Raw genomic sequence first — 20,613 nt, 5'->3', positions numbered from 1 at the left:
CATCTAAAGACAGCAAAAATGGATTTTATTGATATAGCATTGATCGGCTCCTACATTCTGGTAGGAATAGCGCTACTAGCAGCGATCATATTGCCTTTGATCAACGCCTTGGACGATCTGTCTTCATTGGCCATGTCGGCCGTCGGTATTCTTATCTTGCTGGTTATTTTCGGTTTGGGATATGCAATTTCCGGCGATGAGGTAACAGCAGTGTATACAAAGTATAACGTCGACGCAGGATTGTCTAAATTGGTTGGAGGTTCTTTGATTATGATGTACCTGTTGACAGGTGTAGCTTTAGTTGGAATCGTGTATACGGAAATTTCAAAAATAGTTAAGTAGTATGGCAAGCAAGAAAAACAGACCTAGTACGGAGGTAAATGCCGGTTCTATGGCTGACATTGCTTTCCTTTTGCTCATTTTCTTTCTGGTAACTACCACGATGGCAAATGACAAAGGTATTGCGATGCTTTTGCCTCCGAAGCCGGATCCGAACCAGCCACCACCAGAGGTGAAGGAGAACGACAGGAATATCTTCAAGATACAAGCCAACTCGAAAGATTTGCTGCTTGTTGAAGATGAGCCACTCACTGATATTGAAGAGCTGAAGCCAATGATCAAGGAGTTTATCCTGAATTTTGGACGACCCTCGGAAGATGCCATGATGGTTTACAACGACCTTCCGGCGCCAATGAAAAGCTTTGTCAGCGCTTATGGACGGAGAAAGGATTCTTCTGACGGCCCTGATAAGGCTATAGTATCCTTCAAGGCCGATAGAGGTACGAGCTACGAACTTTACATCACTGTATTGGACGAAGTAAATGCCGCTTACAATGAGGTGTACGGTGAGAGAATAGGTAAAACTGCACAGGAGTTTCTTCAACTGGATCAGAAAGATCCGGAACAAAAGAAGCTGTATGATCAGGCTCGTTCAGGAATGCCCAGAGCGATTTCTATTGCGGAGCCTACTAAAATTGGAGGTTAATTATGGGAAAGTTTAAAAAGAGTTCCGGTACTTCTCAGGAGATACCTACAGCTGCTCTTCCTGATATCATCTTTATGCTGCTGTTCTTCTTCATGGTAACCACCGTGATGAGGGAAACAGAGCTATTGGTGAAACAGGAGTTGCCCAGGGCGACTCAGCTTTCAAAGATTGAACGTAAGTCTTTGGTGAGCTATATATACATCGGCCCCCCTAAGAACACTGCAACTTTTGGTACTGAGCCTAAAATTCAGGTGAATGATGTATTCATCACGCCAAAAGATGTTGTCCAGTTTGTGAATACAGAAAAGGATAAGCTTAGCGAAGTGGAAAGAGATCAGATTACAATGTCAATGAAGGTGGATATTGAAGCCAAAATGGGTATTGTAGCTGATGTGCAGCAGGAATTGAGAGAAGCAAATGCCAGAAAGGTGCTTTACAGCTCCCGTCAAGGCATGGATAATCTATAATCATAGTTGATAATCATATAAAAGTCTTTCCTTTGGGGAAGACTTTTTTTTTGCCATGAACCTAAACCTCAGGAATAATAAGGTCGTTAATGCCTGGTGCATGTACGACTGGTCTAATTCGGTCTACAACCTGGTAATCACCAGTACAATTTTCCCAGTTTACTATAGCAGCGTCACAAGAAACTTCTTTGGTGGTGAGCAGGTGCAGTTTTTGGAGCTGACAATCACCAACACTGTCCTTTATTCGTACTCGATTTCCTTCTCATTTTTGGCTATTGCGCTCTTTTCCCCTTTGCTGTCCGGCATCGCAGATTATGGTGGCATGAAGAAACTCTTTCTTCGCATCTTCACCTACATCGGAGCAGCGGCATGTATAACGCTTTATTTCTTTGATGGGAGCAACATAGAACTTGGTATTTTTGCTTCGATTGTCGCCAGTATTGGCTACTCGGGCAGCCTGGTTTTTTACAACGCCTTTTTGCCTGAAATCACCACTTCCGACAGGTATGATATCGTAAGCGCCAAGGGGTACGCTATGGGGTATGCCGGTAGCCTGTTGCTGCTTCTGTTTAACCTTATCTCCATTACTTTTCCTGATTGGTTTGGGTTTGCTAATGGGGGAGCAGCGTCACGATTTGCCTTTCTGCTGGTAGGCGTCTGGTGGTTGGGGTTTTCGCTTATTCCCTTTCACTATCTGCCAACAAATCCCTACAATCGGAAACCTGCCGGAAAGCTGCTGGCACATGGGTACAAGGAAGTGAGGAAGGTGTTTAGATCTCTAAAAGACTTACCTTCTATGCGACGTTACCTGAAGGCTTTCTTTTTCTATAACATGGGTGTGCAAACCGTCATGTTTTTGGCCGCAACTTTTGGTGACAAGGAGTTGAAACTACCGGGTGAAAAACTAATCCTTACAGTGCTGATCATACAAGTGGTAGCCGTGGCTGGGTCATATTTGTTCGCCTATGTATCAAAGGTAAAGGGGAACAAAATATCGTTGTCGATAATGGTTGTGATCTGGATTTTGGTTTGCCTTGGGGCATACTTTGTTACTTCCGCTATGCAATTCTATGTAGTAGCCACTGTGGTCGGGTTAGTGATGGGGGGTATACAGTCCCAATCCCGGTCGGCCTTTTCTAAGCTGATACCGGAAAACACCATTGACCACGCTTCGTACTTTAGCTTCTATGACGTAACGGAAAAGCTGTCAATTGTGATCGGTACATTTGCTTATGGGTTGATAGAGCAACTCACAGGAAGCATGCGAAACAGTACGCTGGCCCTTGCAACGTTTTTTATTTTGGGTCTCGTTTTCTTGAGACAAACTAATTTCAACGTTATCAGGCTTCCGAAAGCGGAAGAAGCTAGATGAGCAAGGAAACCAGGCCGCTTGTAATTGAAAAGGACGGACAGACGCTCATTTATGACCTTCTTAGACGGAAGTACCTCGTTTGGACGCCCGAAGAAGCGGTCAGGCAGCAGATGGTAAATTACCTGATAGCTGAACTCCACTACCCAAAAGGTTTGATGTCGATAGAAGCGGGGTTGCATTACAACAAAAGACAGAAGCGAACAGATCTTGTGGTGTATGACAACAACGGCAAGCCTCATATCCTGGTGGAGTGTAAAGCACCTGAAGTGAAGCTAAGTCGTGAAGCAATATTTCAAGTGTCGACTTATAACAAAGAGTTGGACGCCAACATTTTGGTGATCACCAATGGAAAAGAAATGATTTGTCTTCAAGTAGAAAGGGAAAAGAATAACCTTAAGACGCTTGATGATATTCCCCCTTATAAATAAAGAAGAGGTTGTCCGCCGGTGGAACAACCTCTTCTTCAATAACCTCTTCAGATCGATTTAATTCAGGAATGTGTTTACGTCAGTATAGTCCAAATTAAAGGCTTCTGACACTGCCTGGTATACCACTTTTCCGTTGATCACATTCAAGCCAAGCTTCAGTTCATTGTTTTCCTTACAGGCTGTTTTCCATCCTTTGCCGGCGAGTTGAATAGCATAGGGCAGTGTGGCATTGGTCAGCGCCAGTGTGGAAGTATAAGGAACGGCACCAGGCATATTGGCGACGCAATAGTGAATGACATCATCGATGATGAAAACCGGATCCTGGTGAGTAGTTGGCTTGGTGGTCTCGAAGCATCCACCCTGATCTACCGCCACATCCACCATCACAGTGCCTGGACGCATTTCCTTCAGCATATCTTTGGTGATGAGCTTTGGAGCCTTTGCGCCTGGAATAAGTACTGCACCTATGATAAGATCATGATCCTTGATGAGTTCACGGATGTTGTATTCATTGCTCATCAGGGTTTTTACATTGGCAGGCATTACATCGTCGAGGTAGCGAAGCCTTGGGAGGCTCAGATCAAGTATGATTACATCAGCACCGAGGCCAGCGGCCATTTTCGCTGCTTCAGTGCCCACGACGCCACCGCCGAGGATCATCACTTTTGCCGGGCGCACGCCAGGCACACCTCCCAGCAGAATGCCACGGCCCTTCATTGGTTTCTCCAGAAACTTGGCACCCTGTTGTATCGACATTCTGCCTGCTACTTCCGACATAGGGATCAGAAGAGGTAGTGTGCCATTGGCTTTTTCAACGGTCTCATAAGCAAGACAAACAGCTCCGCTCTTTATCATGGCGTGTGTAAGGGGCTCATATGAGGCAAAATGGAAATAGGTAAATAGTAATTGATCCTTCTTGATAAGCGAATACTCTGCTTCAATAGGCTCCTTTACTTTCATGATCATTTCAGCTTTCTGGTAGGTAGCTTCAATGGTCGGAAGTATGTTGGCGCCGGCCTCTTTGTAAGAATCATCGGTGAAACCGCTGCCTTCTCCTGCTGTAGATTGCACATGAACCTCATGCCCTCTCTTTAATAATTCAGCTACGCCAGCAGGGGTCAATGCAACCCTGTTTTCATTGTTTTTAATCTCCTTAGGAACCCCAATAATCATGATCGTATTGTTAGTTAATGTCGCTTTTTGGAAAGGCAACAAATATATGAACATGAATGCAATAATTGTTTTGAAACTCTTCGATTTTCGAAGTTGATAAAATCGTCCCCCTTTCATTGAATAATGCTAAAATTTCCCACCGATTGACCCCGGCAAACTATTCTTTGCCGGAAGGGCTGTTTCCAAAAATTTTATTCCTTAAAAACCATATTTTCCGTTGATTATCAGGTAGTTGTATTTTTTTCATGCGATTGGCAAAATTGAAAACGTGTAATTTTATGCTTATATTTGAAATACCTCTTTTGAGAGTCCGTTCATTGCAATCGACAACATTATCCTTTAAATCAGCATAATAGTGAGTGTAGTAAAGACTAAGAAAGAAATTAGCGTGCCTGTTGCCGAAATTCTCGACGACTACCTTTTGGTTTGCGAAAGCCGTGAAGCTAGTTTGATGGGAAGGAAGGAAGTTTTCATGGGCAAGGCGAAATTTGGCATTTTTGGGGATGGCAAAGAACTCGCTCAGGTAGCGATGGCCAAAGTATTCAAAAATGGCGATTTCAGGTCTGGTTACTATAGGGATCAAACATTTATGATGGCCATTGGTCAGCTCACGATCCAGCAATTTTTTGCTCAGCTTTATGCTCACACCGATCTTTCTGCCGACCCCTCTTCTGGCGGACGTCTGATGAACAGTCATTTTTCTACCCGGTACCTTAACGAAAAGGGAGAGTGGAAAACGCAGACCGACATGAAAAACTCCAGTTCGGATATTTCATGCACAGCGGGTCAAATGCCACGTCTGCTTGGCCTCGCTTACGCCTCTAAACTCTACAGAAACAACCCCGCACTTAAACATTTTGAGGACTTTTCTATTGACGGTAACGAAGTAGCCTGGGGCACTATCGGCAACGCATCTACATCGGAAGGACACTTCTTCGAAACAATCAACGCTGGTGGGGTGCTGCAGGTGCCTATGGTCATTTCTATTTGGGATGATGAATATGGAATTTCCGTGCCTGCGGAATATCATACTACCAAATCAGATATTTCTAAAGTTCTGGCTGGCTTCCAGCGCAATAACTCCGAGAAAGGGTATGAAATCATCGTGGTGAATGGCTGGGACTACGAGAAGCTGGTTCAGGCATACCGCCACGCAGGCAGGGTTGCCAGGGATGAACATGTTCCGGTGCTCGTTCACGTGAAAGAGATGACGCAGCCTCAGGGGCATTCGACTTCGGGATCGCAGGAAAGATACAAGTCGAAAGAAAGACTAGCATGGGAAGAGGAGTTCGACTGCATAAAAAAGTTTAGAGAGTGGATATTGGAAAATGAAATGGCCACTTTGGAGCACCTCGAAAGGCTGGAGGAAAATGCCAGGGAGAAGGCTAAGACCGATAAGAATGAGGCATGGAAGGCTTACGTAGCCAGTATCAAGGAAGACCTGAAGGGGGCATCTAATCTCCTGGCCAATGCCGCAGGCGTTAGTAAAAATGGAGCGAAAATCAGCGCTATCAACAAGGCACTGGAGAAAACGCTGAATCCATTGAAGATGGACGTGGTGAAGGCTGTTAAGCGCTCTTTGTACCTTATGCGAGGTGAGAAATACGAAGAGAGACAGCATCTTATTAACTGGCTGAAAATTAAGAATGCAGAACACCTTGAGCAGTACAGCAGCCATTTGTATAGCGAGTCGGAGCAAAGGGCGGTAAATGTGAAGGAGGTGGCCCCTGTTTACAACGACGACAGTGTTGTTGTTGACGGTAGAGAAGTACTTCAGGCTTTCTTTGATCATGCATTTAGCAGGGATCCGAGAATATTTGCGATAGGAGAAGATGTGGGGCAAATTGGTGACGTGAATCAGGGCTTTGCGGGGCTACAAGCGAAGCATGGCGAGATTCGTGTAACCGACACGGGAATACGGGAAAGCACCATCATAGGCCAAGGCATTGGCGCTGCCATGAGAGGGTTGAAGCCTATTGCTGAAGTGCAATATTTGGACTACCTGATATTCACATTGCAAACCCTGTCAGATGACCTGGCAACGCTTCAGTACAGAACAAAGGGAGGCCAGAAGGCTCCTGTGATTATTAGAACTCGAGGTCATCGACTGGAGGGTGTTTGGCATTCAGGTTCACCTATGAGTATGATCATGGGATCCCTCAGAGGCATCTATCTGCTTGTGCCGAGGAACATGACCAAAGCAGCTGGCTTCTATAACACTTTGCTGGCCTCCGATGACACAGCGATAGTGATCGAGTGCTTGAATGGGTACAGACTGAAGGAAAGACTTCCGGAAAACATAGATGATATAAAAACGCCGCTTGGGGTTCCTGAGGTGATAAGGGAAGGATCTGATGTGACCATCGTAACCTACGGCTCCATGTGCAGGATTGTGATGGAAGCAGCTGAGCTCCTTGAAGAATATGGCGTTTCCTGCGAGGTAGTTGATGTGCAGTCGTTAATGCCTTTTGACCTGCACCATTCGATTGTTGAGTCGTTGAAAAAGACTAATCGCATCATTTTTGCTGATGAAGATGTGCCGGGAGGGGCCTCTGCTTATATGATGCAAAAAGTGCTCGAGGAGCAGGGTGGGTACAAATACCTTGATTCCCAACCAGGTACGATTACCTCTGCCGAGCACAGGCCGGCCTATAGCTCAGACGGCGATTATTTCTCCAAACCCAATGTGGAGAATGTCTTTGACAAGGTGTATGAATTGATGGCGGAAGCCGACCCGGAAAAATACCCTGAGATATTTAATTGAGTGTAATATTGTCAAGCGTCAAATCTGGGCTTTCTATCACATTGCTGTCGTGAAGTGCACGATCCTTGATGTAGACTTTTAGTTTGAAGGTATCTTTCTTCAATACGATGCCGAATCCAGCAGATAGCATAGAATAGCGAAGCGTGCCAGATAGCGATTTTCCCAGGTTATCTGTGTCGAAGATTGGAAACCTGGCGTTGAAATTTGTGCCGCAACCGGTAGTTGAAAACACACTTGCCCAGTCGAGAAACTCATAGTTACCATTTACCTTTCTGTAGAAGTCCACATAAATATTGTTATTGTTGGGATTCTTCTGAATAAAGAAAGTGTCTATTTCTGTATTGGTGCCAGTATTATCAAGGTTGAATTTTATGACTTCATATTGTTCACAATTAAACGGTCGTCTCGTGTCTGTTTCTGAAAATAATTTCTCTTTCTCAAGAGGTCTAAATTGCCCCCCGGAAACCACCAAAGGAACACTATAGAAGGGGAGCTTATAGTCTGTTTCTCCGAAATAGACAAGTCTCCTATCGGCGTCGATAATGTAATTAAATGGATGGTATGGGTAGCTGTCTTCAGTGCTTCTCAGCCCAATGTCGCCGTCTCCATCTTCAAAATTGATATATAGAACAAGCGAATCTGAGCCAGCGGCCTGGTCAAAAAACTCAACCCTGTTGTAGGATATTTTTGGAATGATGGGGAGCTCGTCTGGTGGCTGGCATGCCCACGCCAAGCCCATCACTACCACACCCAGGATAAGACTTTTTAATAATCTATTCTTCATTTCCATCGCTTACTTACCTCATAAAATTATTAAAATTGGATCATCTTTCGCAATTTAAACACATGTCCGAGCTTCATAGTTTTAGAGACCGCCTTTTTAACCTGAATAATGATCATTTTACTGTCCTCGCTCTGGACATTTTTAAGTGGCAGGCCCAACACAATCCTGTCTACAAAAAGTATATTTCATACTTAGCTAAAGACCCAAAAAAAATCAGCCGGTTGGAAGACATTCCCTTTCTTCCGATCGAATTTTTCAAGAATCATGCTATAAAGACAGGTGAATGGGGTTCTTCCCTTATGTTTTCCAGTAGCGGCACCACTGGTTCTGTGCAAAGCTCCCATTACCTCGATGACCCTCTATTCTATAAGAAATTAACGAAGGAAATATTTGAGTCAATGTATGGAGCACTCTCAAATTTTCATATTGTTGCCTTGCTGCCGTCTTACCTTGAAAGAAGTGGATCCTCACTCATCTACATGATTGAGCACTTCATAAAGCTCACCGGCTCGAAGTTCTCAGGCTTCTTTTTGAGGGATGACAGTACCCTCTTGAGTGTGATAGAAAAGCTCAAACGGCAGGAGGGTAAAAAGCTGCTAATTGGAGTTACTTTCGCCCTAATTGATCTCTCCGAAAGGCATCAGCTTGACCTGAGTGACTTTATTGTAATGGAAACCGGAGGCATGAAGGGGAGGGGGAGGGAGCTGACAAGGGCTGAGTTACACACCTTGTTGAGAGAGCGATTAAATGTGGAGTGGATACATTCGGAGTATGGGATGACAGAGTTAATGTCGCAGGCCTATTCGGATGGAGGGGCTGGCTTCGTTTGCCCACGATCGATGAAGGTGATGGTTCGTGATATTAATGATCCGTTTTCGTATTTAAAGGAAAAAAGAGCAGGAGGTTTAAATATTATTGACCTTGGAAATATTCACTCTTGCTGCTTTATAGAAACAAAGGATTTGGGCCGAATAACTAACACGAAAGGGGATTTTGAAGTGCTTGGCAGGTTTGATAATTCGGATGTGAGGGGATGCAATTTGCTGATACAATAGCCATTACCTCCAGCTTCGGAACTCAAAGTGTTTTGATATATGTGTAGATATATATATCTTAGAGCTTCTAAGAACCTAAGTAAAGCCGTTTTGTTATGAAAATTAAATTACTGTTGTTTGCTGTAGCTGTTTTCATGCTTGGTGCTTGTACTCAGAAGACGTGTCCTACTTACGCTAAGTCGGACGTGCAGAAAGAAAAGCCTGCTCAAAGGCTTTAATTGGAAAGTACTCGACCTGGTTGGAAATTATTGAAAGAATATATGCGGTTCTTACTAAGTAAGTACCGCATATTTTTTTACATCCATTTCTGATATGGTGCTTGATGACATGATCATCAGCCGCTCCGTCACATTTCTTAGCTCCCTGATATTTCCCGTCCACTCAAATTGCTGAAGTTGCTTAATGGCGGCATCGTCTATTGGTTTTGGTGCCCAGCCGTATTCGGCCGAAATGTCTGCAATAAACCTATCAACGAGTAGTGGAATATCGTCTTTGCGGTCTTTTAGCGCAGGCACCTGAATGATGATTACGCTCAGCCGGTGATAGAGGTCTTCTCTAAACTGATTTTCAGCAATAGCCTTTTTTAAGTCCTTATTGGTAGCAGCCACTACTCTTACGTCTACCTTTACCTCCTTTTCGCCACCTACCCGGGTAATTCTATTTTCCTGTAAGGCACGTAGAACTTTGGCCTGGGCCGAAAGGCTCATGTCGCCAATTTCGTCAAGGAATAGTGTGCCTCCGATAGCCTGCTCAAACTTCCCAATCCGTTGCTTTACAGCGGAGGTGAAGGAGCCCTTCTCGTGGCCGAAAAGCTCACTCTCAATTAGTTCGGATGGAATGGCTGCGCAGTTTACCTCCACCATCGGGCCTGACGAGCGATTGCTTTTTTCGTGGATCCATTTGGCAACCAGCTCCTTGCCCGTACCATTCGGGCCTGTAATCAGCACTCTTGCATCAGTGGGGGCCACCTTTTCAATCATTGCTTTGACCTCCTCAATTTTCGGCGACTCGCCCACGATATCGTAAGTCTTGCTTATTTTCTTCTTCAGCACCCTGGTCTCATTCACCAGTTCCTTCCGATCCAGCGCATTTCTCAAAGTGACCAGCAGCCTGTTTAGATCCAGCGGTTTTTGAAGGAAGTCGAAAGCTCCTTTTTTGGTCGCTTCCACAGCGCTATCTATCGTGCCATGAGCTGAAATCATAATGAATGGTGCGTCAATTCCCTCCTCCATTGCCTTGTGAAGCAATTCAAGCCCATCCATTTTGGGCATCTTTATGTCGCAAAGCACGAGGTCGTACGATCCCTGTTTGAGCATTTCAAGGCCCTCTTCCCCATCTTTTGCTTCCTCAATTTTGAATTTTTCGTACTCAAGAATTTCCCGGAGGGTAGAGCGAATAGATTTCTCGTCGTCTACTATTAGAATTTTTGCCATAGGTTAATGAAAATAGGAAAATATGATCCTGTAAGCCGGGTTCTGTGTCTCCCGACAAGTCGGGAGACCCTTATCATTTATCTGGACCAGGCGTCACCGCCTGGTTCTATCAATCTACCCACCACAACGAGGCTGCCGAAGCAACCTGCAGGGACGAGCAGCCCCTGAATCATGGCATATTTGATCTTTCAATCCGTAAGGTTTACCGTGCCCCCAATGTCGCCATTGAAGCGGTGGGCTCTTACCCCACCTTTTCACCTTTTCCCCCAATGCAGAAGCATTACGGGTAGTTTATTTTCTGTTGCACTGTCTGTAGCACTGTCGTCGCCAACAATGCCCCTTCCTGTTAGGAAGTACGGCGCTCTGCATTGCCCGGACTTTCCTCCCCGCTCAGAATACTTTCTGAACAAGGCGATAAGGCGGATCACATTTTCCTAAATAGTTAAACTTATTTGATAACTAAAAGATGCTTCTTAGTTGACGTCTTTGCCAGTAATGGCAAGTTCCCACTCATCGGCTAGCTTAGCTGTTTCGAGTATCATTTCCTTCAATTTCTGCGGAGGTACTGTGTCGTCAAACAATGTGGTTTCCACCATTAGGAAATCGCCAAGTACCACAAACTTAGAATTGATAAGGTCAACGTTGTGCGCAAGCACTTTGGTATAATCAATTTTTTCGGCGGTACGACATACTCTGGACAGTATCTGAATGACACTCTTACCATACTTTTTGTTGTCAATTTTGCCACCACGCACCGATTGGAACCTACCGTGGGGAAGAGGAACGATCACAACTGATCGATTATCGTCATATTCTGAATATTGGCCGTTAATTTCAGAGGCAAGTTCCTCCATCAACTTTCTTACGTCCATAGTATTATGTTTTATTTTAGGCTTAAAAAATGCTAGTTAGTCTTTTAATTTGATAAGTGTAGCGCCATAGCCAAACCTTTGTTTCTGGGCATCCTGAAAGTACAAGATATTTTTCATTTTACTTAGCCTTTTGTGGATTTCTTCACGCAGAACACCGTTTCCTACACCATGAATAAACGTTATCTCGTCTCTGCCAGCTGCAATGGCCGAGTCCAGTTCTTTCTCAAAAATAGCCAGTTGGTAGGAGAGAGCCTGCGAGGTAGGCACCTCTTCTTTTTGCCCTGTTAATTTCTCCATGTGTAAATCTACCTCGTGCGAGCCTGGTTTTTGCTCTGTTTTCGGCGCTGGCGCTGCTTTGGCAGAAAGCATGCTGTTTTTTATCTCATCAGCATTAATTTTTGCAGGATTATCATCCAGTTGATAAACATATCCTTCCTTCGAGGTCATGGGAATCATACCCTTCTTATGCATGAAAGCTGCTGCTTTGAATGAGACAACCCTGCTCAGCATAGGCTTACTTTTGTAGATTCCTTTTTGGAAATACATGCAGGTAAATTGCATGTCCGACCAATTGTCAAAGTTTTGAGAAGACTTGGATGCTATTGCCTGGCTCGACTTTGCCTCCAGGTGACCGGCGTGTAATCCTAGTGTGGTGCCCTTCACCAGCTCATCTATCTTAAAAACCAGCTCGTAATCTGTGTTGTTGATCAGCCAGACTGTAAAAATATCTCCCTTTGGCTCGAAGCCAAGGTAAATTCCTTTTTCAGCAACCGCCTGAGTCTCCTTGACGAATGATTTTTGGCCGGAGGCGCTTTGCTGTGCGGCGTTGCCCCTTTTGAAGTGCTCTGCTTCCGTTTTACTTACCAAAACGACCTCACTCTTAAGTACGGGGAAGGAAAAGCCGTCTTCTATTTCTATTTCATAGGTGTTTTCGTTAATCACCCTGATAATAACTCCCTCTTCAGTTCCTCTCAGAAGCCTTACTTTGTCCCCTATGTTCATACAGTTACTTTAACGCCGCTTTGTAAGTTTCTATGGCTCTTTGTCTGGCAAATTTATGTTCAACAATCGGTTTTATGTAATTTTTGCTGTCATATTCCGGCACCCATTGGCGGATATATGATTTGTCCTTGTCAAACTTGTCTGTTTGCGACTCGGGGTTGAACACCCTGAAATACGGTTGAGCGTCGGTGCCTGTGCCCGCCGCCCATTGCCAGCCGCCATTGTTGGAGGCTAGTTCAAAGTCAAGTAGTTTCCTGGCAAACCAGGCCTCGCCCCACCGCCAGTCGATAAGCAAGTGCTTGGTAAGGAAGCTGGCGACTACCATGCGCACTCTGTTGTGCATGTAGCCGGTGGTGTTTAATTCCCTCATGCCCGCATCTACCATCGGGTAGCCGGTCATTCCCTCACACCATTTCTGAAATTGTTCCTCATCGTTTCTCCAGGGAATGAGGTCGTATTGAGGTTTGAAGGCGTTGGTAACAACATGAGGAAAATTGTACAAGATCATTTGATAGAATTCCCTCCATATAAGCTCATTTAGCCAGGTTTGATTAAGGGCGGCCGCTTTTTTCACAGCTGTCCGTACGCTGATAGTGCCATGCCGCAGATGAATGCCGAGGCGGGTCGTACCTTCAATGGCAGGGAAGTCCCTCTTTTTGTCATAGTTGGCAATAACAGACTCATCGAACGTCGACGGCGGAATGACAATAGAGCTCTTTGCAAAGCCCATGTCTTGCAACGCAGGTACAGGATATGGCTTGGTTTTGTGGAAATTTGATGACGAGGGTGTAACAGAAAACTCTTCCAACTGTAAGTTTTGCCACTTAGCCAGCCATTTGTTTTTGTAGGGGGTGAACACCTTATATACGCCGCTGGTGTCAGTTAGTATTTCTTCCTTTTCAAAAATCACCTGGTCTTTGAAAGAGTAGAAACCTATCCCTTTTTCCTTGAGTAGTGAGCGGACTGTGGCGTCCCTTTCGTTGGCATAAGGTTCGTAGTCCCGGTTGGTGTAGACCGCTTTGATGTCGAATTCTGCCGCCAGCTGCGAAAATGCTGCTTCGGGTGAAGCATACAGAATGCGTATCGAGCTTCCGTGGTCTTCTAGCTGCTTCTTCAGTCGCAACAAGGTGCTGTGAATGAACGAAACCCGGGCATCGGCCTTTTCTTCAAGTTTCGATAATATGTGCGGGTCAAAAATGAAGATCGGAAGAACTGGAGTCTCATCTTTCAGTGCGTAGAAAAGCCCTGCATTATCCGCAAAGCGAAGGTCTCGCCGGAACCAGAAAATATTGACAGCCGGATGCGTTGGCATAGGTTTTTCTTAACTAACTACGCAGTGGTCATTTAGTTATTAAAGCTCAGAAAAATTGAAGAAGGGGTGACCACTTGCATCGTCTTCCTCTTGCTTTATCTTATCCGAATTGAAGTTGAATGAGGTCTTTTTGTCTTCTTCCTGCTGGTCAGGTTCTTCTCTGTTTTTAACACGGACGTCCTGCATCAAGTCTTTGAAGTTGTTGAAGCTTCGGATGTACTGGAGGCTAAAGCCCGCTTTGGTATTGGTCTGGTTACTTATGTTTTGCGTGAGGCTGTTGACGCTGGTTCTGGAGTACATTTTGGCTCTCAATTTGCCGTCAGGTGTAAGCAGGTACTCAAGGGTCCAGTCGCCCATAATGGCTCCCAGTTCGTTGCGGGTGGTGGTGCTTGTAACGCCTCCATCTCTCGAAACCCGCAGTCGGCCATCCAAAAATGTGTAAGCGAGCCGAAGCTGGAACGTGTTGTAAGCATCGTTGTCAAGGCTGGCCAGATCGATGTCGATTTCAAGGTTCTCGTCCACCTGAGAAATCCAATAGCTGAGCTGGTTGGAGACAAATTCACTCACACTACTGCCGATGGAGTTGGTGCCGACGTTGAAGCTGTTGATGGGTGAGAAACGTCGCAGGATGATCAAACTGAACACCTGGCGTTTCATTTCCTGCTCATCTGTTTTTACTGTGTTTTTGAACCCCTGGATGGTAGTGCCCAAAGGATAACTATTGGCGCCGGCGGTCTCAGGGTAGCCTGTTATCTGAATGTCGAAGGCGATGTCTGGTGACATCAAATCCCCATTGAGCTTCATTTGTACGTTTGTGGGATACCGTCTCTTCAGCTCAGGTGTATTCAGGGTAGCGCTGTCGATATTGGTCAGAATTGGGGATAGCAATGCATTTTGCCGATAGCCCGCAGTAATGTCCATCTGGGCTTTGTAGGGATCACCCGACCAGGAGATACTACTTCCGCTCACGATCTCAAATTCCTTATTGATGATATTGTAAAGGGTGAAATTATATCCCCCTTCCTCGATTTCAAGATCACCAAACATATAGAAATCCCCGTTGGTGTCAATTTGCATGTTGAGCTTTCCATTGCCTCTGCCCCGTATGATGTCGCCGGATTTTATGTCGAAGATCAGCTCGCAATATGCGTCAGGCGTGATGTCAAGGTCGAAATCGAGTCGAATATTAGAAAACTTCTCTTCGTCAATATCCGATTCCTTATCGGCTACTTTGGTTGTGTCGCTAAAGTTCACGAATGAGATGAAGTCCTCAACCTGTACGTCGGAGCTTTCGTCAAGCGGAATGAAAATCCGTGTATTTCTATTTGTGGTAGCTTTGGCGCTAATATTGAGGTTGGATATGGCACCCAAAAAGTTGATTGAGCCAGTGGCATAGGCGGTGCCGTAGTACAGGGAATTGTCGGCAGCAGCCGTGTTAAGTACTTGAAAGTTATTCAACTGCCCTTCTAAGTCCAACACAAAGTCCCTAAATCCATCGTGGAAAATACCTCCATTCAATGAAGCACGATGATCCTGCTCGTCTCGGACGTCGAGGTTTCGGACACCTATTTCGTTATCATCAAAGAAGATATCTCCGTTGAAACTGTAGAAAGTGTTGAGGTACCTGACTCTTCCTGCTCCATTGCGCAGCGTCCCGGTGCCCCGGAGAATAGGGTAAGTTGGGCTGCCGGAAATTCTGAATTTTCCGCTGGCAGTGCCTTTAATGTCATTAAAGTTTTCGTCGATGAAGGGCTCAAGGATATTAATGTTGGCATTGTCGAAGTCGGCAGTGAAGTTGAGCGGGCTTATGCTGTCGAGTGGGGCATAGTAGCCATTGAGCCCAATGATATTTTTGCCTTCCCTTATTACGGTAAGCCTCGACAGTATTTGTTTGGAGGCATCGTTCCATGATGATTTACCGGTTAGGTTTCCGACTAAAAATCTATCGACAAAGAAGTTGTCAATTTTGAGGTCGCTTTCAACAATGGATCCCTCACCATAGTTAATCAGCGTGGCATGCCCGTTTACCACTCCGTCCAGAGGAACAGTTGTGAGCGGGTTGAGGTTAGACAGAGCAAAATTCGAGACCCGGCCTCGTAGCGGAATATTTGTGGAGTCGCTGATATAGCCAGTTAGTTCCACTTCCTGACTGCCCGCCGAAAGCTTCAAGTTTTCAAAGGCAATCGCTTCATCTGTGATAACAATCTGGTTGTTGTCTGAAAACTGCCACTTTCCCTCAAGCACTTGAAGGTCAGAAGGGTATACGGTGATAATTGTCCTGTCTGCAAGAAATTGAAGGTCCCCGTATACCCGGGCGTAGTTGGTGGTGTTGAGCTGCTCTACGTTGGTTTGAAAATCGATTTTGTTATTACTCCAAATCGCCTCCAGGTAGTTGTTTTGTGTAATATCTCTGTTATTAAGCAGCTGTCGCATCGACGATATGTAGAACATCGATAGCACGTCTGTGCTGTCTGCCGCTTTGCTGGTGTTGATATCTATTTCGTTTCCAATGAAGGAGAACTCCCTGAAGGTGAGTGTATCAATGGCAGTGTAAAATGAAGCAACTGAAGAGATGTTTTTGTTGAATCCGGCTTCAATTTGCGTCCCTTTAGCTATGTAAAAGTCTTTGACGAAAAGATCAGTCAGTGGGTTGATATCCCTGAGCGTTGCATTTACACGTATTTTGTACGGCGATACTTCTTTTGCGGGTTTGCTGGCATAGTAGCTTTCAATGTCGTCGCTATTATTCCTGAATGCCAACTCATATTCGTTAAATGTTTCCGATAAATCCGCAAATAGGGTTGTGTAATCAAAGTTACCCTCAGCGCTTAAACTCAAATGCTCTGACAGAATATTGAACGAACGCTGTGGTCCGCTCCTTTGTGATGTAGCGAGAATACTATCCGCCTTGAACTGTTTTCCGTCAACTTCAAGCATTAGGTTATGTATTGCCGCACTGCCCGTAATACTATCTATTTCAAGTCCCTGAAAATCAAGGTCGACTTGCCCCCTGAGAAATACATCGTTGGAAGTAAGCTGGAGAGGATATAGGAAGAGTGTGTCAAGTGATGCGTTCGCTTTGAATTTGTTGAGCTGGTTTCTGAAATCAAACGAACCCTCGACCTGAAGTTTTACGTTGGGGTCATCAATACTGAGCTTTCCCTCAAAAAAACTTGCGGCTAGTCGTGCATCTGTTTTGATATTCACGTAGTCGTAGCCCTTGAGTCCGAGCTTTTGTATGTTGCCTTTCAGGTAAAAATCAGCAGATGATGGTGTGAGGCCTTTGCCGGAGACACTTCCGGAAAAGCTTACTTTTTGGAGAAGTTCGGAGTCGCCTGCTAAAGTGCCCAGGTTTAGGTTTTTGACTGTAAGGGAGCCACTGTAAACTGCCTTTTCCGGTGTGCTAGGGAGCTTCAGGTTGACATCGGATTTAGCACTTCCCAGCCTTGAATCAAAACTCCCGTTGGCCACAAAGTCGGTAGGAAAACCAATGAACCTGCCATCGAACCTAATGAAACCGAGGCGATTCAGTATGTAATAGTCTTGCTGATTCATATACATGCCAAGGTCGTTGGCGAGTAGCGTCGATTTATCAAGTCGGAGGTCAATAAAGGTTTCCATAAAGTTGGGCAAGCCGTTGAAGCTTGCATTGCCAAAGAGCTGACTGTTTTCACCAAAATACAGGCTAAAGTTCTTCAAGCTAAAATTGGTAACTCCTCCGCTGAAGTCGCCTGATATGGAATAGGTATCATCGTACTTTTCGAGATAGGGCGAAAAGTGTCGCAGGTCCCGGTTACTTATTGTCGTGCTGTCAAAATGAGCTACTATGTTGACGCTGTCAACAAAATAGGTAAGGTTAGAGGGGTTGGAAAACTCAAACTTGACATAGTCCTGCAAGTGGCTGTGTTGCGTATGCAGGTCTAAGTCAGAGAGTTCCATAGTTTGGTAGGTAAGCAGAAAGTTTGTTTGGAGGCTGTTGACCTTCAGCTTTTTACTTCTCTCACCGGCAGCCAGCTTGTCTACCCTGAACTTGACAGTGTCCAGCCGTTGGTAGAAGTTGCTAAGGTCGCTGAATATGCTATCGATGGTAAACTGGTAGTAGTTGAAGCCTACCTCAATGCTGTCCTTTCGCATGTCGTTGAGGGAGAACCTGCTTTTCTCCAGTTTGATCCGGCTCACACTTATCGGACGTGGCAGCGAAGTTCGGGCAGTAGTGTCTTTGGGCCGTAATTGGCTGATGAGAAAGGAGATGTTGTCGAGTTGGTCGTCGGCGAACTTCACCAGCCGCACATCGGCTCCCGTTATTCGGGCGGCGTCAAAATGTAGCTGACTAGGACGTAATAAATCGAGAAGGCTAAAATCGACCAACAATCTATTTATGGTAATCATGCTGGTATCCTGGAGATCCTTTACTTCCAGGCTATCAAGGGTAATTTCATCAAACCAGTTGACATCCACTTTTGCAATGGTAACTTTGTGCCCTGTTTGTTCATAGAAGGATTTGGAGGCGTAGGAAACCAGCCATGTTTGAACAGCCGATGATTGCAGCGTGATAAACAAGCCAATCAGCAAAAGTAAAATGGTAAGTGAAAACCAGTAGAAGGCTTTCCCAATACCATAGAAAACGACAGATGTTTTAGTTTTATAGTTCAAATCAACTGTATGTCCCCGACCATCTTAGCGATCGAATCTTCGTGCGATGAGACTTCTGCCGCTGTGATCAGGAACGGTAAAATTCTTAATAATATTATTGCTACGCAATCTGTTCACCAACGATATGGTGGTGTAGTGCCAGAACTGGCCTCCAGAGCACACCAGAAGCATATTGTGCCCGTAGTAGATCAGGCTTTAAAAGAAGCAGGTATTGATAAACACCAACTTGACGCCGTTGCGTTCACGCAAGGACCTGGATTATTGGGTGCTTTGCTTGTGGGTAGCTCCTTTGCTAAAGCAATGGCCTGGGGGATGGGGGTGCCTCTGATAGCCGTTAATCATATGCAGGCTCATATCCTGGCGCATTTTATTGAAGACCCAAAACCGGTATTTCCGTTTCTGTGCCTTACAGTAAGCGGCGGGCACACGCAGATAGTGCTGGTGGAGTCACCCATGCGCATGCAGGTGATAGGCGAAACGCAGGACGATGCAGTAGGGGAGGCGTTTGACAAAGCGGCCAAAATGCTGGAGCTGCCCTATCCCGGTGGCCCGTTTATCGATAAGTTGGCGCAAAAAGGCAATCCGGAGGCCTTTCAATTTCCGCTCTCAGAAATGCAAGGCTTGAACTACTCCTTCAGTGGGATAAAAACGGCTATTCTCTACTTTCTGAGAGACCAAACAAAGACCGACCCGACATTCGTTGAAAACAATATCAACGACATTTGCGCCAGTATACAGCACACTTTGATCCACATGCTTTTGCAGAAACTCAAGAAGGCAGCAAAGCAAACAGGGATAAGGCAAATTGCCATTGCCGGAGGTGTGGCGGCCAACTCAGGACTTCGGCAAGCACTTGAAAATCAGCGTGCTGAGCTGGGCTGGGAAGTGTATATTCCCAAGTTTGAGTATTGTACCGACAACGCAGCCATGATTGCCATGACGGCCCATTTCAAATACCTTGAAAAGGACTTTTCATCCATGGATGTTGCCCCAATGCCTAGGATGAAATTTTAATTTTATGCTATTTTAGTTTTTAAAGAAATGCTCAGCTAAATATTGAATGGCAAAGGACGATAAGCGATTTTCAAACTCAGTAAACATCAAAAACAAGAAGGCTCGTTTTGAGTTTGAGTTTATTGATACGCTCGTAGCAGGCATTGTACTCAAGGGGACTGAGATCAAGTCCATTCGGGAAGGGAAAGCCAGCTTGCAGGAAGCGTATTGTTATTTCAATAGAGGCGAGATTTTTATCAAGGCGATGAATATTACCCCCTACGCCGAGGCCACCCATTTCAACCATGATCCTGTCAGGGAGCGAAAGCTCCTGATAAAAAAGAGGGACATCGAGAAGTGGCAATCAAAAATGGAAGAAAAGGGCCTTACCATAGTGCCGGTGAGGCTTTTTATGACGGACAAAGGACTAGCTAAAATGGAAATAGCCCTTGCAAAGGGTAAAAAAATTCATGACAAAAGAGAAAGTATCAAAGAGAGGGATAGCAAACGAGAGCTAGACCGACTTAGACTGTAAACCTTATGACTGAGACCGAAAAGGGAATTTGTAGATTATGCCTTGTGCCGGTTATGTGCGAACCTTCCTTTCACTCGCTTCAACTAAGCGAGCTTCTTTTTGGGGAGCACTATGAGGTTTTGGAAGCAAGTGATGACAAAAAGTGGATAAAGGTAAAAATCCATTTTGATGGAGTGGTCGGGTGGATTTTGAAGGTGCATTTCTACGGAATCACACAAGAGTATTTTGAGCAGATCAATCACTCTGACTACAAAGTTTGCACGGATTTGACAGCGAATATCTTTTTCAAGAAACACTACCTGAATATCCTTATAGGAAGTGTGCTGCCGATTTCCACTAATGAACTATTCAAAATAGAGGAGCAGTTGGCTTTCAACGGAAACTCGAAAAGTCTCGGTCAGCGTCGTGATTATGGTTTTCTCCGTGAAATCCTGCAGAAGTATATGTACTCCCCTTACAGAGCTGGTGCAAGGTCTCCTTATGGCATCGATGATATCGGACTTGTGCAGCAGGTATATCGCATGGTGGGCTATCCGGTACCAAGGAGTCTAAAGCAGCTTGCCGCCACGGGCGATCAGGTCGATTTGTGGAGCGAGTCTAAGCCTGGGGATTTGCTTGTTTGGAATGTTAAAGATGAAATAAAGGCAGGCATCAACATAGGAGAAGAACAGGCGGTGATAGTGACTGATTCGGTGAAGATTGTTAATATTGATGACAAGGGTCTAACCAGTGAAATGAGAGATGGGCAGCTAGTGGCTGTGAGGAGGATCCTCAAAATGTAGAAG

18 protein-coding genes and 1 other RNA gene are annotated in these 20,613 nt (G+C 45.2%); 11 read left to right on the top strand and 8 right to left on the bottom strand.

All coding sequences use genetic code 11. From position 1 onward, the window contains the following. Positions 1 to 18: 18 nt before the first annotated feature. Genes ACMVP2_RS02240 through ACMVP2_RS02220 form a run of 5 tightly spaced genes read left to right on the top strand, consistent with a single transcriptional unit; the run spans position 19 to position 3,252 of the window. Positions 19 to 342 carry a hypothetical protein gene (locus ACMVP2_RS02240; RefSeq protein ID WP_151998355.1) on the top strand — a complete coding sequence of 108 codons (324 nt, stop codon included), beginning with the start codon at positions 19 to 21 and terminating at the stop codon, positions 340 to 342. 1 nt (position 343) lies between these two features. Further along, positions 344 to 985 carry a biopolymer transporter ExbD gene (locus ACMVP2_RS02235; protein ID WP_317487413.1) on the top strand — a complete coding sequence of 214 codons (642 nt, stop codon included), beginning with the start codon at positions 344 to 346 and terminating at the stop codon, positions 983 to 985. 2 nt (positions 986 to 987) lie between these two features. After that, on the top strand, positions 988 to 1,452 hold the full coding sequence (locus ACMVP2_RS02230; protein WP_317487412.1) for a biopolymer transporter ExbD: 465 nt from the start codon (positions 988 to 990) through the stop codon (positions 1,450 to 1,452). A gap of 55 nt (positions 1,453 to 1,507) precedes the next feature. Further along, complete coding sequence (locus ACMVP2_RS02225) at positions 1,508 to 2,824, top strand: MFS transporter (protein ID WP_416866545.1); 1,317 nt, start codon at positions 1,508 to 1,510, stop codon at positions 2,822 to 2,824. Further along, positions 2,821 to 3,252 carry a type I restriction enzyme HsdR N-terminal domain-containing protein gene (locus ACMVP2_RS02220; RefSeq protein ID WP_416866544.1) on the top strand — a complete coding sequence of 144 codons (432 nt, stop codon included), beginning with the start codon at positions 2,821 to 2,823 and terminating at the stop codon, positions 3,250 to 3,252. The genes ACMVP2_RS02225 and ACMVP2_RS02220 overlap by 4 nt, the downstream gene beginning before the upstream one ends. Positions 3,253 to 3,309: 57 nt before the next feature. Here ACMVP2_RS02220 and ald read toward each other — a convergent pair whose 3' ends face one another. After that, the gene (gene ald, locus ACMVP2_RS02215; protein ID WP_416868187.1) at positions 3,310 to 4,425 is read right to left on the bottom strand and encodes an alanine dehydrogenase; all 1,116 of its coding nucleotides are present in this window, start codon (positions 4,423 to 4,425) and stop codon (positions 3,310 to 3,312) included. Positions 4,426 to 4,780: 355 nt separating this feature from the next. Between ald and ACMVP2_RS02210 the strand changes: the two genes are divergently transcribed. After that, positions 4,781 to 7,189, top strand: coding sequence for an alpha-ketoacid dehydrogenase subunit alpha/beta (locus tag ACMVP2_RS02210; protein WP_339786437.1), 2,409 nt, complete (start codon positions 4,781 to 4,783; stop codon positions 7,187 to 7,189). Here ACMVP2_RS02210 and ACMVP2_RS02205 read toward each other — a convergent pair. Further along, positions 7,182 to 7,973, bottom strand: coding sequence for a hypothetical protein (locus ACMVP2_RS02205; RefSeq protein WP_416866543.1), 792 nt, complete (start codon positions 7,971 to 7,973; stop codon positions 7,182 to 7,184). The two genes, ACMVP2_RS02210 and ACMVP2_RS02205, sit on opposite strands and share 8 nt — an antisense overlap. A gap of 62 nt (positions 7,974 to 8,035) precedes the next feature. On the opposite strand from ACMVP2_RS02205, the gene ACMVP2_RS02200 reads away from it, so the two are divergent. Next, entirely contained in the window at positions 8,036 to 9,028 is a 993-nt protein-coding gene (locus tag ACMVP2_RS02200; protein WP_416866542.1) for an acyl transferase, read from the top strand. A 95-nt stretch (positions 9,029 to 9,123) separates the two neighbouring features. After that, on the top strand, positions 9,124 to 9,246 hold the full coding sequence (locus tag ACMVP2_RS02195; protein ID WP_255471521.1) for a hypothetical protein: 123 nt from the start codon (positions 9,124 to 9,126) through the stop codon (positions 9,244 to 9,246). 54 nt (positions 9,247 to 9,300) lie between these two features. Here the strand turns inward: ACMVP2_RS02195 and ACMVP2_RS02190 are convergent, their stop codons facing one another. From ACMVP2_RS02190 to ACMVP2_RS02165, 6 genes are all read right to left on the bottom strand, one after another. Beyond that, positions 9,301 to 10,461 carry a sigma-54-dependent transcriptional regulator gene (locus tag ACMVP2_RS02190; RefSeq protein ID WP_416866541.1) on the bottom strand — a complete coding sequence of 387 codons (1,161 nt, stop codon included), beginning with the start codon at positions 10,459 to 10,461 and terminating at the stop codon, positions 9,301 to 9,303. Between the two features lie 15 nt (positions 10,462 to 10,476). Then, positions 10,477 to 10,892: RNase P RNA component class A (gene rnpB / locus ACMVP2_RS02185), an RNA gene on the bottom strand. A 42-nt stretch (positions 10,893 to 10,934) separates the two neighbouring features. Continuing rightward, a complete protein-coding gene (locus ACMVP2_RS02180; protein ID WP_416866540.1) occupies positions 10,935 to 11,333 on the bottom strand; it encodes a hypothetical protein in 399 nt (132 codons plus the stop codon). Between the two features lie 36 nt (positions 11,334 to 11,369). Next, positions 11,370 to 12,335, bottom strand: coding sequence for a Smr/MutS family protein (locus ACMVP2_RS02175; protein WP_416866539.1), 966 nt, complete (start codon positions 12,333 to 12,335; stop codon positions 11,370 to 11,372). 4 nt (positions 12,336 to 12,339) lie between these two features. After that, entirely contained in the window at positions 12,340 to 13,647 is a 1,308-nt protein-coding gene (locus ACMVP2_RS02170; RefSeq protein WP_339786453.1) for a deoxyribodipyrimidine photo-lyase, read from the bottom strand. 39 nt (positions 13,648 to 13,686) lie between these two features. Next, complete coding sequence (locus ACMVP2_RS02165; protein ID WP_416866538.1) at positions 13,687 to 18,300, bottom strand: translocation/assembly module TamB domain-containing protein; 4,614 nt, start codon at positions 18,298 to 18,300, stop codon at positions 13,687 to 13,689. Between the two features lie 9 nt (positions 18,301 to 18,309). Here ACMVP2_RS02165 and tsaD point away from each other — a divergent pair, with 9 nt between their 5' ends. Genes tsaD through ACMVP2_RS02150 form a run of 3 tightly spaced genes read left to right on the top strand, consistent with a single transcriptional unit; the run spans position 18,310 to position 20,610 of the window. Continuing rightward, positions 18,310 to 19,314, top strand: a complete 1,005-nt coding sequence (tsaD, locus tag ACMVP2_RS02160; protein ID WP_416866537.1) for a tRNA (adenosine(37)-N6)-threonylcarbamoyltransferase complex transferase subunit TsaD — start codon at positions 18,310 to 18,312, stop codon at positions 19,312 to 19,314. Positions 19,315 to 19,360: 46 nt separating this feature from the next. Then, the gene (gene smpB / locus ACMVP2_RS02155; RefSeq protein ID WP_317487401.1) at positions 19,361 to 19,828 is read left to right on the top strand and encodes an SsrA-binding protein SmpB; all 468 of its coding nucleotides are present in this window, start codon (positions 19,361 to 19,363) and stop codon (positions 19,826 to 19,828) included. Positions 19,829 to 19,833: 5 nt separating this feature from the next. Then, positions 19,834 to 20,610 carry an NlpC/P60 family protein gene (locus tag ACMVP2_RS02150; RefSeq protein ID WP_416866536.1) on the top strand — a complete coding sequence of 259 codons (777 nt, stop codon included), beginning with the start codon at positions 19,834 to 19,836 and terminating at the stop codon, positions 20,608 to 20,610. Positions 20,611 to 20,613: the final 3 nt, after the last annotated feature.

This window comes from Imperialibacter sp. (genome assembly GCF_048007035.1).
Lineage (GTDB): Bacteria > Bacteroidota > Bacteroidia > Cytophagales > Cyclobacteriaceae > Imperialibacter.
The sequence above is the reverse complement of the archived record's forward strand: the minus strand, read 5'-3'. Positions and strand labels throughout refer to the sequence as shown.